This window comes from Acinetobacter sp. ACNIH1, from assembly GCF_002934695.1.
In the GTDB taxonomy this organism is placed as follows: domain Bacteria; phylum Pseudomonadota; class Gammaproteobacteria; order Pseudomonadales; family Moraxellaceae; genus Acinetobacter; species Acinetobacter variabilis.
In genome coordinates, this window is record NZ_CP026420.1 from 2,695,999 (window position 1) to 2,711,004 (window position 15,006).

The 15,006-nt window shown below is 45.1% G+C and carries 11 protein-coding genes, 1 tRNA gene and 1 pseudogene; 1 reads left to right on the forward strand and 12 read right to left on the reverse strand.

The features are described from left to right. Nucleotides 1-20: 20 nt before the first annotated feature. The 5 genes and pseudogenes from C3F22_RS13140 to rpoB form a co-directional block, all read right to left on the reverse strand. Nucleotides 21-1,604, reverse strand: a complete 1,584-nt coding sequence (locus tag C3F22_RS13140; RefSeq protein WP_005080957.1) for an IS66-like element ISAba25 family transposase — start codon at nucleotides 1,602-1,604, stop codon at nucleotides 21-23. Nucleotides 1,605-1,678: 74 nt separating this feature from the next. Further along, nucleotides 1,679-2,014, reverse strand: a complete 336-nt coding sequence (gene tnpB, locus C3F22_RS13145; RefSeq protein ID WP_000618091.1) for an IS66 family insertion sequence element accessory protein TnpB — start codon at nucleotides 2,012-2,014, stop codon at nucleotides 1,679-1,681. Next, nucleotides 2,011-2,394: pseudogene (locus tag C3F22_RS18605) on the reverse strand (transposase). Before C3F22_RS18605 ends, tnpB begins: the two are co-directional and overlap by 4 nt. 263 nt (nucleotides 2,395-2,657) lie before the next feature. Further along, complete coding sequence (gene rpoC, locus C3F22_RS13160; protein ID WP_004781676.1) at nucleotides 2,658-6,857, reverse strand: DNA-directed RNA polymerase subunit beta'; 4,200 nt, start codon at nucleotides 6,855-6,857, stop codon at nucleotides 2,658-2,660. 144 nt (nucleotides 6,858-7,001) lie between these two features. Further along, a complete protein-coding gene (rpoB, locus tag C3F22_RS13165; protein WP_004781674.1) occupies nucleotides 7,002-11,090 on the reverse strand; it encodes a DNA-directed RNA polymerase subunit beta in 4,089 nt (1,362 codons plus the stop codon). On the opposite strand from rpoB, the gene C3F22_RS18290 reads away from it, so the two are divergent. Continuing rightward, on the forward strand, nucleotides 11,084-11,335 hold the full coding sequence (locus C3F22_RS18290) for a hypothetical protein (protein ID WP_034170979.1): 252 nt from the start codon (nucleotides 11,084-11,086) through the stop codon (nucleotides 11,333-11,335). The two genes, rpoB and C3F22_RS18290, sit on opposite strands and share 7 nt — an antisense overlap. Nucleotides 11,336-11,397: 62 nt before the next feature. On the opposite strand, the gene rplL is transcribed toward C3F22_RS18290, so the two are convergent. From rplL to C3F22_RS13200, 7 genes are all read right to left on the reverse strand, one after another. Continuing rightward, nucleotides 11,398-11,766: a 50S ribosomal protein L7/L12 gene (gene rplL, locus C3F22_RS13170; protein ID WP_004781672.1), complete on the reverse strand. Its 369-nt coding sequence runs from the start codon at nucleotides 11,764-11,766 to the stop codon at nucleotides 11,398-11,400. 48 nt (nucleotides 11,767-11,814) lie between these two features. Beyond that, nucleotides 11,815-12,321: a 50S ribosomal protein L10 gene (rplJ, locus tag C3F22_RS13175; RefSeq protein WP_004781671.1), complete on the reverse strand. Its 507-nt coding sequence runs from the start codon at nucleotides 12,319-12,321 to the stop codon at nucleotides 11,815-11,817. A 298-nt stretch (nucleotides 12,322-12,619) separates the two neighbouring features. Beyond that, nucleotides 12,620-13,315 carry a 50S ribosomal protein L1 gene (gene rplA, locus C3F22_RS13180; RefSeq protein ID WP_104426698.1) on the reverse strand — a complete coding sequence of 232 codons (696 nt, stop codon included), beginning with the start codon at nucleotides 13,313-13,315 and terminating at the stop codon, nucleotides 12,620-12,622. Between the two features lie 3 nt (nucleotides 13,316-13,318). Next, nucleotides 13,319-13,747 (reverse strand): 50S ribosomal protein L11, encoded by a 429-nt coding sequence (rplK, locus tag C3F22_RS13185; RefSeq protein ID WP_004781668.1) that lies wholly within the window; start codon nucleotides 13,745-13,747, stop codon nucleotides 13,319-13,321. A gap of 117 nt (nucleotides 13,748-13,864) precedes the next feature. After that, nucleotides 13,865-14,398, reverse strand: coding sequence for a transcription termination/antitermination protein NusG (nusG, locus tag C3F22_RS13190; RefSeq protein WP_005232530.1), 534 nt, complete (start codon nucleotides 14,396-14,398; stop codon nucleotides 13,865-13,867). A gap of 7 nt (nucleotides 14,399-14,405) precedes the next feature. Next, nucleotides 14,406-14,846, reverse strand: a complete 441-nt coding sequence (gene secE / locus C3F22_RS13195) for a preprotein translocase subunit SecE (protein WP_104426699.1) — start codon at nucleotides 14,844-14,846, stop codon at nucleotides 14,406-14,408. Nucleotides 14,847-14,921: 75 nt separating this feature from the next. Then, nucleotides 14,922-14,997: transfer RNA gene (locus C3F22_RS13200), tRNA-Trp, on the reverse strand. Nucleotides 14,998-15,006: the final 9 nt, after the last annotated feature.

The window sequence follows — 15,006 nt, forward strand, 5'->3', positions numbered from 1 at the left end:
CTGAATCCCATACCTATTTTTTAATTCGATTTAGGTTTCCAGCAGTGCGGCAGCAATTCTTCAATTTGGGTCACTTTGTGTGTCGGTAACCTTTTCAGCACATCACTTAAATAGGCATACGGATCCAAGCCATTCAGCTTTGCTGACTGGATTAAAGTCATGATGTTTGCCGCTCGCTGACCACTGCGCAGCGAACCTGCAAACAGCCAGTTCTTGCGTCCCAACGCCCAGGGACGCATCTGATTCTCTACCCAATTGTTGCATATCGGTAGATTGCCATCATCCAGATAGCGGCTTAAGGCTGGCCAACGCTTCAGAGTGTAATTGATAGCCTTGGCGGTGGGAGAACTCGATGGCACTGTCAGATGATGTTGGTTGAGCCATTCATATAGTTGTTGCATCACTGGTTGACTATGCTGTTGTCGGTATTCGCGGCGGTCTTCCGCTGTACCATCGGTCTTTTTCCTGAGTTCTGCTTCTATCGCATACAGTTTCTGAATCAGCACTAAGGCCTGTTCAGCAACCTGACTTTTCCCAGTTACATGCAGTTCATGGAATTTACGACGTGCATGGGCCATGCACCCCACCTCAATCACCTGGCCTGATTTAAAACGTGCTTTATAACCACTGTAATCATCACAGACTAGATAGCCCTGCCAGCCTTTCAAGAACTCTTCAGCATGCTGGCCTGAACGACTATCCTGAAAGTCATAGATCACCGCCTGAACTGGATTATACTGTGTGGTGGCATAGGCCCAGACATAACCTTTCTTCGGTTTTTTATTATTCTCACCCATCCGCATGATGGTGACCGGTGTTTCATCTGCATGCAGCACCCGCTGTTGCAGCACCACCTCTTTTAAGGCATTGGCCAGAGGTTCCAGTTCTACACCGCAGCGACCTATCCAATCAGATAAAGTGGATCTGGACAGATCAATGCCAGCCCGCTGATAGATCAGGCGCTGACGGTACAGCGGCAAATGATCGGCATACTTCGATACCAGCACATGGCTGAGCAATTCAGGTGAAGCAATGCCTTTATCAATCACATAGGCGGGCATCGCTTGCTGAGTTAGAGTGTCACACTGATCACAGACCCATTTACCACGCACATGCTGTTCCTTATAGAACTGTGCCGGTCTGAAATGCAGTTTTTCACTGACATCTTCGCCGATACGACGGAGTTGGCAGCCACAAGCACATTGGGTTGATGCAGGTTCATGCTCAATACGGATGGTGTGTAGATGATCTGGCAGTGGTCGACGTTTAGGTTTATTGGTTTTGGCTTTCTGTGTCGCTGCATTGGTTTTATCTGCATTTAGCCGTTCCAGTTCTAGATCAACCGCGGCAATATCTTCTTCAACCGCTTCATCCCAGAGATGGATTTGTTTTGCCGTTAAGTGTTCATTCTTTTGGGCGAATTTGTGCTTTTTAAACAGCGCCAGTTCATGCTCGTATTTTTGATTGAGAATAGAAAGATGTTGAACTTTGGCATCCAATTGTTGGTTTGATTGTGCTAGAGACTGATGCTGCAGCGCCAACTGCCTGGTGAATTCCAGCAGTTGTTCATGGGTCAGTTGGCTTAAGTCAGGCAGCGTATTCATGACCGCAGTATGCCTGAGGTCATGAGAAGAATGAAATAGAACGTTTGGAGAATAGCAGAATGGTCGAGCCTGGTTTAAAGCATCGTCACCACCTGCTGTCGTCCAATGCGCTGCCAGGGCAAACCTTGGATCAGTGCCTGTAACTGTTCCGGGCTGAGGGCCACGGTTTCACCTTGGTGAACTTGAGCCCAGTGAAATTTGCCCTGTTCCAGCCGCCGGGCACACAGCCAGATGCCCAATCCATCATGTACCAGCACTTTCATGCGATGGCCACGTTTATTACAGAACAGGTAAGCACAATGCGGTTTGATGTAGCCAAAGGCTCTCACCACCTGAGCCATGGTCGTATCCATACCTGCACGCATGTCCATGGGCTGAGTAGACAACCAGATTTCATCAATGCGGATCATGTTGCAAGTGCCTTGAGTAATTCTGCCAAGGCAGGTATTTCTGATGTCTGCCATTTTAGCTGAATATCATTATTCGTATGAGGCACGGTGATACACAACGTGATCCTCTCATCAATAGGTTGGCTGATTGCAGCAGTGTAAGGCAAAGCAATAAATGCTGGATTCACATGAGTAGGATCCTGCACGGCACCCTCATGATGGCTGAAGATCCTGATCCAACGACTGACAAGGTTGGCATTAATACTATGTTGCAGTGTGACCGAAGCGATCGAGGTATTAGGATTTTTTCAGGCATTGACAATACTGAGTTTGAATTCTTTGCTGTATTTTCGGCGTTTTTTAGCAACAGGAGGTGTTGCTGAATATATATCCATGTTCATGGATTAAGTCCCCACTTGTTTTTAGGTGGGAACTAAATTAAGGCTTATAGGATCGCTTGGTAAGGCTGTGTTAGCCGGATGCTTACCCCTCATGATTTATTTTGTAAAGAGCGCATGAAAGATCATGTTCTATTGATGATTTCTCTATATTTAGGATAAGTAACTTCCAGATCATTTGACCTTTTCTAGCGATATAAATATGAATAATTTGGGAAATAAAAAAGCCACCCGAAGGTGGCTTTTTAAAATGATTTAGCGGCTAATTACAGACCGTTAAATTCATCGCTGAATGCTTGGCTCAACGCTTGGTCTACATCAGAGAAGTCATTGTGCAGTTCAAATTCTGCAGCTTCTGCTTCTTGACGACGACGCTCTAAGTGGTAAGCCAGACCTGTACCCGCTGGGATCAGACGACCTACAACTACGTTTTCTTTCAGACCGCGTAGATCATCTTCTTTACCTGTTACAGCCGCTTCAGTTAACACACGAGTGGTTTCCTGGAACGATGCAGCAGAGATGAACGAGTCAGTAGAAAGCGAGGCTTTGGTAATACCCATTAATTGACGTTCAAACTTCGCAGGGAACTTGTTCTGCGCAAGAACAGCTTGGTTCTCTTGCATCACACGGATGTAATCCACTTGTTCACCTTTAATGAAGCTTGTATCGCCACCGTCAGTGATGTCCACTTTACGCAGCATCTGACGTACGATCACTTCAATATGCTTGTCGTTGATTTTTACACCTTGCAGACGGTAAACGTCCTGAACTTCGTTCACGATGTAGTTGGTCAACGCCACTTCACCTTTCAGACGTAAGATGTCATGCGGGTTCTGTGGACCATCAGAAATGGTTTCACCACGGTTCACATGTTCACCTTCGAACACGTTAATGGTACGCCATTTCGGAATCAGTTCTTCGTAGATCTCAGAACCATCATCCGGAGTAATGACTAGACGGTTTTTACCTTTAGTCTCTTTACCGAAGCTTACAACACCTGATACTTCTGCAAGGATTGCGTGTTCTTTCGGTTTACGTGCTTCGAACAAGTCAGCAACACGTGGTAGACCACCGGTAATATCACGAGTACGTGAAGATTCTTGTGGTACACGACCAATTACGTCACCCACACCAATAGTTTCGCCATCACGGACAGAAAGAATGGTGTTTTGTGGCAAGAAGTAGAACTGTTCGCCGCCATCTACTGTGTCAAGCACAACAGCTGGACGTAAATCTTTACCAGAAGCAGGACGTGCTGTTACAGGCAAGATTTCAACAGTGGTCATACCAGTTGCATCATCAGTTTTCGATGTTGCAGTTACACCATCAGCGATTTGGCTGAAGCGAACTTTACCGGCAACTTCTGTAACCAGTGGATGTGTATGCGGATCCCAAGTCGCTACGATACCGCCTGCTTCTACAGCTTCGCCATCTTTCAGCAAGATAGACGCACCATATGGCAGTTTGTAACGTTCACGTTCACGACCTAAGTCATCTGCAATACCGATTTCACCTGAACGTGAAGTTGATACCAAGTGACCTTTGGCATGTTGTACAGTTTTCACGTTGTGGAAACGTACAGTACCTTTATTACGAACTTGTACGCTGTTTGCAGCAGAAGTTCGGCTCGCAGCACCACCGACGTGGAAGGTACGCATGGTTAACTGTGTACCCGGCTCACCAATCGACTGAGCAGCCATAACACCTACAGATTCACCTGGGTTTACCAAGTGACCGCGTGCAAGGTCACGACCGTAACATTTCGCACAAACACCGAAAGTAGATTCACAAGATACCACTGAACGTACTTTAACTTCGTCGACACCTTGCTCTTCCAGGTAGTTTGCAAGTTTTTCGTCGATCAATGTGTTACGCGGCAGAATAACTTCTTCAGTACCCGCACGTTTCACATCTTCAGCTACTACACGACCTAGTACTCGAGTACCCAGGTTCTCGATCACGTCACCGCCTTGAATGAACGGAGTCATGACAAGACCAGACAACGTACCACAATCCGGCTCAGTGATGACCAAATCTTGCGCAACGTCTACCAGACGACGAGTCAGGTAACCAGAGTTCGCTGTTTTCAGTGCTGTATCGGCCAAACCTTTACGCGCACCGTGTGTTGAAATGAAGTACTGAAGTACTGTCAGACCTTCACGGAAATTCGCTTTAATAGGCGTTTCAATGATCGAACCATCCGGTTTCGCCATCAGACCACGCATACCAGCCAACTGACGAATCTGAGCTGCGGAACCACGGGCACCAGAGTCAGACATCATGTAGATGCTGTTGAATGATTTCTGTTTCTCGTCTTCACCCTGTTTGTTCTTAACAGTTGTGAATGACAAGTTGTCCATCATCGCTTTCGCTACCTGGTCGTTAGTACGCGCCCAGATATCGACCACTTTGTTATAACGTTCGCCAGCAGTTACGAAACCTTGTTCGAACTGTTGTTCGATTTCACGAACTTCAGCTTCTGCTTTCCCGATAATCGCTTGTTTTTGTGGTGGAATGACCATGTCTTCCATACCAACAGAAACACCAGAACGAGTCGCTTGACGGAAGCCAAGGTACATCAATTGGTCAGCGAAGATAACAGTGTCTTTCAGACCCAGTTTACGGTAGCAAGAGTTGATTAACTTAGAGATGTTCTTTTTGGTCATCTCAACGTTAATTTGCTGGAAGTCCATACCTTCAGGCACAACTTCCCAAAGCAGACAGCGACCAGGAGTCGTATCTACGATAATCGTTTGCTGTTCACGCTCGCCGTTTTCGTTGATCACGGTTTGGTGTACACGTGCTTTCACGCGAGCGTGCATATCCACCTGACCAGTCGCAAGCGCACGGTTTACTTCGTCAGTATCCGCGAACACCATGCCTTCACCTTTAGCATTTACCGCATCACGAGTGATGTAGTAAAGACCCAAGACAACGTCCTGAGACGGTACGATGATTGGCTCACCGTTCGCTGGAGACAGAATGTTGTTGGTCGACATCATTAACGCACGAGCTTCTAACTGAGCTTCAAGTGTTAATGGTACGTGTACCGCCATTTGGTCACCATCGAAGTCGGCGTTGAACGCAGCACATACGAGTGGGTGAAGACGGATCGCTTTACCTTCAATCAGGATAGGTTCAAATGCTTGAAGACCTAGACGGTGAAGCGTCGGCGCACGGTTCAACATCACTGGATGCTGACGAATGACTGATGCTAGAACGTCCCAAACTTCTGGAGTTTCACGCTCAACCATTTTCTTCGCAGCTTTAATGGTTGTAGCCTGACCAGATGCTTGCAGTTTCGCAAAGATGAATGGCTTGAACAGTTCAAGCGCCATTTTCTTAGGAAGACCACATTGGTGTAAACGCAGGCTTGGACCTACGGTAATTACCGAACGACCAGAGTAATCGACACGTTTACCCAATAAGTTTTGACGGAAACGACCTTGTTTACCTTTGATCATATCTGCCAAAGATTTAAGCGGACGTTTGTTAGAACCAGTAATCGCACGACCACGACGACCGTTATCCAGCAATGCATCTACAGATTCTTGCAACATACGTTTTTCGTTACGTACGATGATGTCTGGAGCCGCAAGATCAAGAAGACGTTTTAAACGGTTGTTACGGTTGATCACACGACGGTAAAGGTCGTTCAGGTCAGAAGTCGCGAAACGACCACCTTCAAGTGGTACAAGCGGACGAAGATCTGGTGGAAGTACTGGAAGTACGTTCATCACCATCCATTCTGGCTTGTTGTTCGAATCGTTAAATGCTTCCATCAATTTCAGACGCTTAGAGGCTTTTTTAAGCTTAGTTTCTGAAGTTGTATTTGGAATTTCTTCACGTAGACGCGCAATTTCAGCTTCAAGATCGATATCTTTAAGCAAGTCTTGAACTGCTTCTGCACCCATTTTCGCGGTGAATTCGTCACCGTGTTCTTCTAACGCATTGAAATATTCTTCATCGTTAAGAAGTTGGTATTTCTCAAATGGAGTCATACCTGGGTCAGTGACAACATAAGATTCGAAATACAATACGCGTTCGATATCACGTAGTGTCATGTCTAATAAAAGACCGATACGGCTAGGCAGTGATTTCAGGAACCAGATGTGCGCAACTGGAGACGCAAGCTCGATGTGACCCATACGCTCACGACGAACTTTCGCAGTTGTTACTTCAACGCCACATTTTTCACAAATGACGCCTTTGTATTTCATACGCTTGTATTTACCACACAAGCATTCGTAATCTTTTACTGGACCAAAGATTTTGGCACAGAATAAACCGTCACGTTCTGGTTTGAACGTACGGTAGTTAATGGTTTCTGGCTTTTTAACTTCACCATGAGACCACGACTTAATCATTTCTGGTGACGCAAGACCAATACGGATGCGATCAAACTCTACTGGAGCATGACCGTCGGAATCCGTCTTTTTGCGCATGATATCGAGCAAGTCTTTCAATTTTTTTCTCCGTGTGTCGGGGAGATTTTCACTTCCCGACTGGGTCACAAATATTGTTTTTTAACTGAAATTTGGAATCTCCCCTAACCCCTCTTTACTAAAGAAAGGAACTCCCCCTTTGAAAAAGGGGGCCGGGGGGATTAATTAGTCACCATTTTTCAGTTCAATGTTGATACCTAAAGAACGGATCTCTTTGGTCAATACGTTGAACGATTCAGGCATACCTGGGTCCATATAATGGTTACCATCTACAATGTTCTTATAGATACGGGTACGGCCTTCAACGTCATCCGACTTCACAGTAAGCATTTCTTGAAGCGTATATGCTGCACCGTATGCTTCCAGTGCCCAGACTTCCATCTCACCGAAACGCTGACCACCGAATTGTGCTTTACCACCCAGCGGCTGTTGCGTTACTAGAGAGTAAGAACCAGTAGAACGCGCATGCATCTTGTCGTCAACCAAGTGGTTCAATTTCAGCATGTACATGTAACCTACAGTTACAGGACGATCGAAACGTTCACCAGTACGGCCATCGTACAATACAGTTTGACCCGTACGTGACAAGCCAGCAAGCTCAAGTAATTCTTTGATCTGACCTTCTTCAGCACCATCAAATACTGGAGTTGCCAGAGGAACACCTTTACGCAGGTTACCAGACAGTTTCAAGATTTCTTCATCAGTCAGGCTGTCAAGATCTTCTTGCTGACCGCCAACCTTATTATAAATCTTGTCTAGGAAATCACGCAGTTCAAGAACTGTACGCTGTTCTTTCAGCATCTTGTCGATTTGATCGCCAAGACCTTTAGCAGCCATACCCAAGTGAGTTTCCAGAATCTGACCCACGTTCATACGTGATGGTACACCGAGCGGGTTCAGTACGATATCTACTGGTACACCATTGGCATCGTGCGGCATGTCCTCAACAGGCAGGATGTTAGAAACTACACCCTTGTTCCCGTGACGACCCGCCATCTTATCACCAGGCTGGATACGACGTTTAACTGCCAGGTAAACCTTAACAACTTTCAATACGCCAGTTGTCAGTTCGTCACCTGTAGAAAGTTTGCGTTTTTTCTCAGCAAATTTCTCATCAATTTCAAGACTCTTCTCTTTCAGGAACACTTGAATTTGAGTTAAACGTTCAGCAATTGCTTCATCACTTGGTTGGATATCAAGCAGATCAACAAGCTCTAAACCAGATAACAATTCTTCAGACAGTTTGTCACCGCGTTTAGTGGTACCGCCACCGTTAGATTCCTGACCTTTCAACAGACGTACAATACGTTCACGTGCTGCTTCTTCGAAGATTTTGTATTCTTCTTTCAAGTCTTTACGGTAAGCATCAAGCTGAGCTTTTTCAATTGCCTGAGCACGTTCGTCTTTCTCAAGACCGTCACGTGTAAACACTTGAACGTCGATCACAGTACCTTTAGTACCCGATGGAACACGTAAAGAAGAATCTTTTACGTCAGCCGCTTTTTCACCGAAGATTGCACGAAGCAGTTTTTCTTCAGGAGTTAACTGAGTTTCACCTTTAGGCGTTACTTTACCTACCAGGATGTCACCCGCAGTCACTTCAGCACCGATGTAAACGATACCTGACTCGTCCAGTTTAGAAAGCGCTGCTTCACCCACGTTCGGAATATCGGCAGTAATTTCTTCAGCACCCAATTTGGTATCACGTGCAACACATGAAAGTTCCTGGATGTGAATAGACGTTAAACGGTCTTCTTGAAGAACACGCTCAGATAATAAGATCGAGTCTTCGTAGTTGTAACCATTCCAGGTCATGAACGCTACACGCATGTTTTGACCAAGCGCAAGCTCACCGCCATCAGTTGATGGACCGTCAGCCAGAACGTCACCACGACCTACTTTATCGCCCAGGTTCACAAGAACTTTCTGGTTGATACAAGTGTTTTGGTTAGAACGTGTGTATTTGATCAGGTTATAGATATCTACACCTGCTTCGCCTGCAACCATTTCGTCTTCGTTGACACGAATTACAACACGCGAAGCGTCAACAAATTCAATACGACCACCACGTTTCGCGATTACACATACACCAGAGTCATGTGCTACGTTCGCTTCCATACCGGTACCAACCAGTGGTTTGTCAGCAATTAACGTAGGAACAGCCTGACGTTGCATGTTCGAACCCATCAATGCACGGTTGGCGTCATCGTGCTCAAGGAACGGAATCAGTGATGCTGCTACAGATACAACCTGCTGAGCAGATACGTCCATATGCGTCACTTTTTCAGGAGGCATACGTACGAATTCACCTTGGTGACGTACAGAAACGAATTCTTCAGACAGGTTGCCATCTTTATCTACTGCAGAGTCGGCCTGTGCAATCACAGTACCTACTTCTTCAATCGCAGACAGGTATTCAACGTCATCAGTTACGCGGCCATCAACCACTTTACGGTATGGAGTTTCTAGGAAACCGAAGTTGTTACATTTCGCATAAACAGACAGCGAGTTGATCAAACCAATGTTTGGACCCTCAGGAGTCTCAATTGGACATACACGACCGTAATGAGTTTGATGTACGTCACGTACTTCGAAGCCCGCACGTTCACGAGTCAAACCACCAGGCCCAAGTGCTGATACACGACGTTTGTGTGTAATTTCAGACAACGGGTTGTTTTGGTCCATGAACTGAGACAACTGGCTTGAACCAAAGAATTCTTTGATTGCAGCAGCCACTGGCTTCGCATTGATCAGGTCTTGCGGAGACAGGTTATCCGTTTCAGCTTGAGACAGACGTTCTTTAACCGCACGCTCTACACGAACCAGACCTACACGGAATTGGTTCTCGGTCATTTCACCCACAGAACGAACACGACGGTTACCCAAGTGGTCGATATCGTCGACTTCACCTTTACCGTTACGGATTTCTACTAATGTTTTTAATACATCAGTGATATCTTCGTTCGAGAGAATGCCTTCAACTTCGCGTGACTTCTGGTCAGTACCCACTTCGTAAGGACGACCCAAACGACGGTTGAACTTCATACGACCCACTGGAGACAGGTCATAACGCTCAGAAGAGAAGAACAGGTTGTTGAACAGATTCTCAGCAGCTTCTTTTGTTGGTGGCTCACCTGGACGCATGACTTTGTAGATTTCTACAAGCGCTTCATCACGGCTTACTGTGGTATCCGCACGTAATGTATCCGCAATAAACGGACCACGGTCGATATCGTTAGTAAACAGGATATTGAACTGTTTCACGCCGCCTTCTGCAATTTTCACCATGATTTCATGGCTCAGAACAGTATTGGCTGCAATCACATCACCATCTTTCAGTGGGATGTCTTCAGCAGTGATACGTTCGTACAGGTACTCATCAGGAACAGAAAGCTTCTCAAGACCAGATGCTTCCATTTGACGTACATGACGTGCGTTAATACGTTTACCTTGTTCAACAATGACTTTGCCGTCTTTGTCAGCAATGTCGAACTGTGCCATTTCGCCGCGCAGGCGCTCTGGAACAAGGTCAATCTGATAGCTACCCATGTCCAGATACACAGGTACTTTCTCGTAGAACATGTCGAGAATTTGTTCGTTGGCATAACCCAACGCACGAAGCACCACAGTCGCAAGCAATTTACGACGACGGTCAATACGTACGTAGACCAGGTCTTTGGCATCGAATTCAAAGTCTAACCATGAACCACGGTAAGGAATGATACGAGCTGAATAAAGGACTTTACCGCTTGAGTGAGTCTTGCCTTTATCGTGGTCAAAGAATACGCCCGGTGAACGGTGCAATTGCGATACAATTACACGCTCGGTACCGTTAATCACGAAAGTACCGTTGTCTGTCATAAGCGGCATTTCGCCCATGTAAACTTCTTGTTCACGTACGTCTTTGATTGATTTAGTTTCGCGATCTTTCAGGATCAAACGAATTTTTACGCGCATTGGTGCTGCATAAGTTGAGCCACGAAGGATACATTCGCGTACATCAAACTCAGGCTTACCAAGACTATACTCAACGAATTCTAAAGCAGCATTGCCAGAATAACTTTCAATAGGAAAAACTGAACGAAATGCGGCTTGGAGACCGATATCTTCGCGGTTTTTTGGTGATTTGCCATCTTGTAAGAATGTTCTGTACGAGTCGACTTGAATCGCGAGCAGGTACGGAGCATCCATGACGCTAGGCAATTTACCAAAATTCTTACGGATCCGTTTCTTTTCGGTATATGAGTATGCCATCTGGAGTCCTCGGAAAGTGTAAACCAAGCCCGCCTGCAGAACGGGCTCAGAAGGAATTACGCTGGCCGATATGGCCACCACTCTTTACAAATGCTGCAATTTTTAGTGGTATTAAAACGCTTAACAATATTTTTTTAATGAAAAATATTGGTAAGCGTTTGTTCATTATGTTTATTTTTAATTTGTATGAATTTTATATCATGCAAACAAAAATCGAGCCGATTATTGTAACGCAAAAAGGCTGATGACCCAAGAGCCATCAGCCAATTTTTGGAGCCGATTATAAAAAACCGGCTCCTTTAAGAAATTACTTAAGAGTAACTGTAGCACCAGCTTCTTCAAGTTTTTTCTTAAGCTCTTCGCCTTCTTCTTTAGAAACGCCTTCTTTAAGAACTGTAGGTGCGCCCTCAACCATGTCTTTAGCTTCTTTCAAGCCAAGACCAGTAGCTTCACGAACTGCTTTAATTACAGCAACTTTGTTAGCACCGAAAGAAGTTAACTCAACGTTGAATTCTGATTGTTCTTCAGCAGCAGCAGCAGCGCCAGGAGCAGCAGCAACAGCAACAGCAGCAGCAGATACGTTGAATTTCTCTTCGAAAGCAGAGATTAGTTCAACAAGTTCAAGAACAGTTTTTTCTGCAACTGCGTTTAGGATTTCTTCGTTAGTTAAAGCCATGAGAATAACTCCAAATGGAAATTGAATGGTGTGGAAATAAATTTAAGCTTAAGCTGCTTCTGACTCGTTTTTCTCTTTGAGCGCAGTAATAAGGCGACCCAATTTCGAAATAGGAGCTTGAAGAACGTTTGCAAGCATAGTAAGCGCTTTTTCTTGGTTCGGAAGGTTCGCGATTACGCTAACTTCAGCACCTTCGTAAACTTTGCCATCAAATGCAGCAGCTTTAAGTTCGAATGCTTTGTTAGTTTTTGCGAATTCTTCGAACAAGCGTGCAGCTGCACCCATGTCGTCTTCAGAAGTCGAGAAAGCTAAGATTGTTGGGCCAACAAGGCTGTCGTTCAAGATATTGAATTGAGTATCTTGAAGAGCGCGTTTAGCCAGAGTGTTACGCACGATACGTGTTTTAACACCTAGTTTACGAGCTTCAACACGAAGAGCAGTTAATTGCTCAACTGTTAAACCTTGGTAGTCAGCAACAACAGCGGCAAATGCAGTAGAAGCAATTTCACTTACTTCAGCTACGATCTGTTTTTTGCCTTCAATAAGAAGAGCCATTGTAAAACCTCCTAACGGTGATTTATGTGCCTGATACAAGCACACTCCCAATTCGTGAATTCATCTCTGAAATCACACGCGGAGGATGAACAAATCACACCACCGCGTCTACGCAGGCTAGAATATTAAGAAAGAAGCATAAAACTCCCCTCGCCTGAGGTCTTTGACGCTGATAAATTTACATTTATCAATTCAAAGTCTGCCTAAGTTCGCAAGAGACGGAGCGTTTCTTGCGTAAAAATCAAAGCAGCGCTTTGATTTTTACTCAGGGCTTTAAAATTCTGTATAAGTTTAAAACTTATTTAGAAACGTTTGCTACATCAACGATCAGACCAGGACCCATAGTAGAGCTTAGAGTGATCTTCTGGATGTAAACACCTTTAGAAGTAGCAGGTTTTGCTTTCTTAAGGTCAGCTACAAGAGCTTCAACGTTTTGACGAACAGCTTCAGCAGAGAAACCTACTTGACCGATCGCAGCGTGAATGATACCCGCTTTGTCTACACGGTAACGTGCTTGACCAGCTTTTGCATTTTTAACTGCAGTCGCAACGTCAGGAGTTACAGTACCCACTTTAGGGTTTGGCATTAAACCACGTGGACCAAGAATCGTACCCAGTTTACCAACAACGCGCATTGCATCAGGAGCAGCAATCACTACGTCGAAGTCAAGGTTTCCGCCTTGGATGCTTTCAGCAAGATCGTCGAAACCAACAACGTCTGCACCAGCTTCTTTCGCAGCTTCAGCAGCAGCGCCTTGAGCAAAAACAGCTACGCGTACAGTTTTACCAGTACCTGCAGGAAGAGTAGTCGCGCCACGAACAACCTGATCAGATTTACGAGGGTCAACACCTAGGTTTACAGCGATGTCCAAAGATTCTTTGAATTTCGCAGCTGGAAGGCTAGTAAGAACTTCTACAGCTTCTTCTAAAGTGTAAACTTTATGTGCTTCTACAGCAGCAGCAATGGCTTTTTGACGTTTAGTTAACTTTGCCATGTCTTATAGCTCCACTTCCAAGCCCATAGAACGTGCAGAACCAGCGATGGTACGTACACGCGCGTCTAAATCAGCACCAGTTAAATCTGGTTCTTTAGTAGTCGCGATTTCTTCCAATTGAGCACGAGTCAACTTACCAACTTTAGTTTTGTTAGGTACAGAAGAACCCTTTTGGATACCAGCAGCTTTCTTAAGAAGAACAGCAGCAGGTGGAGTTTTCATGATAAATGTGAACGACTTGTCGTTGTACACAGTGATCACGACTGGAATTGGCAGGCCAGCTTCAACTTTTTGTGTAGCAGCATTGAATTCTTTACAGAATGCCATGATGTTAACACCACGTTGACCTAGTGCAGGACCAATCGGTGGAGATGGATTCGCTTTACCAGCTGGAACTTGCAGCTTGATATAGCCGTCAATCTTCTTAGCCATTTCAAATTACCTCTGGGTGCAAACGCCGCTAGGCTCCCCAATGATTTCAAGTAACGATACCGTTACAATAACAATGCCTGATTTGCACGCAAATCAGGCGTTTTCAACCCGAACAAATTAAACTGTTTTTTCGACTTGACGAAATTCCAGTTCAACCTGAGTTGGTCGGTTAAATACGTTAATAGTCAGCGTTAAGCGTGACTTGTCGTAAAGCACTTCTTCCACCACACCTTTAAAGTCAGTGAATGGACCGTCAATTACGAGTAATTCTTCACCTGGTTCAAACATGGTCTTAGGACGCGGTGCTTCACCAGTATTGCGTACACGTGCAAGGATTGCATCAGCTTCTTTTTGCGTAATTGGAGCCGGTTTTTCAGCCGTACCGCCAATAAAGCCCAGCACTTTTGGACATTCTTTCACAATATGCCAAGTGTCATCGTTCATTTCCATTTCGACCAATACATAGCCAGGAAAGAACTTACGCTCTGATTTACGCTTCTTGCCATCCTTCATTTCTACCACTTCTTCGGTAGGAACAAGGACTTCACCAAAGCTATCGGCAACAGCGCTACGCTGGATTCGATCATTAAGCGAACGCATCACTTGTTTTTCATAACCCGAATAGGCATGAATAATGTACCAACGTTTCATAGCTCTCTTACCCGATAATAAACTTCATTAACCAGCCTAAAACATAGTCAAAGCACCATAGAACAATGGCTGCAATCACTACAACAGCAAGGACTTGCCAAGATGTGGTCATAGTCTCTTGTTTAGTAGGCCAGGTCACTCGACGTAACTCGATTCGTGCATCCTTAAGAAGACGAACAAAGCCTTTGCCTTGATGGGTGGCGTATAATAAACCGAATGCCACAACGATACAAGTCAAAATTACCCCAACGCGCACCCAAATATCATTCGCAGGCGCCCAGTATGCAGGTAAATATTGGTTTACCATCATAGCACCGACCAATAAAATCAAGGCGATAACCCATAGAACAATGTCTAATGGAGAACCAGAACTTACATCTACAGCAGGATTATTTCTTTGAGGAATTGCCGCTTCGCTTAATGCGTCGCGTGATTTATCATTCGACATTTTTGTACTCGTCGTAGGTTTCGCGACTTATTATATGACCAGTTTTGCCGACATCAAGCGTCTTTTGAAAAAACTTGGCAGGCCAGGAGGGACTCGAACCCCCAACATTCGGTTTTGGAGACCGACGCTCTACCAATTGAACTACTGGCCTGTAGATAAA

What these genes read in the sequence shown, in the direction of transcription:
- C3F22_RS13140 (WP_005080957.1), bottom strand. Translation starts at nt 1,604, where the DNA reads ATGAATACGCTGCCTGACTTAAGCCAACTGACCCATGAACAACTGCTG.
- rplA (WP_104426698.1), bottom strand. Translation starts at nt 13,315, where the DNA reads ATGGCAAAGTTAACTAAACGTCAAAAAGCCATTGCTGCTGCTGTAGAA.
- rplL (WP_004781672.1), bottom strand. Translation starts at nt 11,766, where the DNA reads ATGGCTTTAACTAACGAAGAAATCCTAAACGCAGTTGCAGAAAAAACT.
- rplK (WP_004781668.1), bottom strand. Translation starts at nt 13,747, where the DNA reads ATGGCTAAGAAGATTGACGGCTATATCAAGCTGCAAGTTCCAGCTGGT.
- secE (WP_104426699.1), bottom strand. Translation starts at nt 14,846, where the DNA reads ATGTCGAATGATAAATCACGCGACGCATTAAGCGAAGCGGCAATTCCT.
- rpoB (WP_004781674.1), bottom strand. Translation starts at nt 11,090, where the DNA reads ATGGCATACTCATATACCGAAAAGAAACGGATCCGTAAGAATTTTGGT.
- C3F22_RS18290 (WP_034170979.1), top strand. Translation starts at nt 11,084, where the DNA reads ATGCCATCTGGAGTCCTCGGAAAGTGTAAACCAAGCCCGCCTGCAGAA.
- tnpB (WP_000618091.1), bottom strand. Translation starts at nt 2,014, where the DNA reads ATGATCCGCATTGATGAAATCTGGTTGTCTACTCAGCCCATGGACATG.
- rplJ (WP_004781671.1), bottom strand. Translation starts at nt 12,321, where the DNA reads ATGGCTCTTCTTATTGAAGGCAAAAAACAGATCGTAGCTGAAGTAAGT.
- nusG (WP_005232530.1), bottom strand. Translation starts at nt 14,398, where the DNA reads ATGAAACGTTGGTACATTATTCATGCCTATTCGGGTTATGAAAAACAA.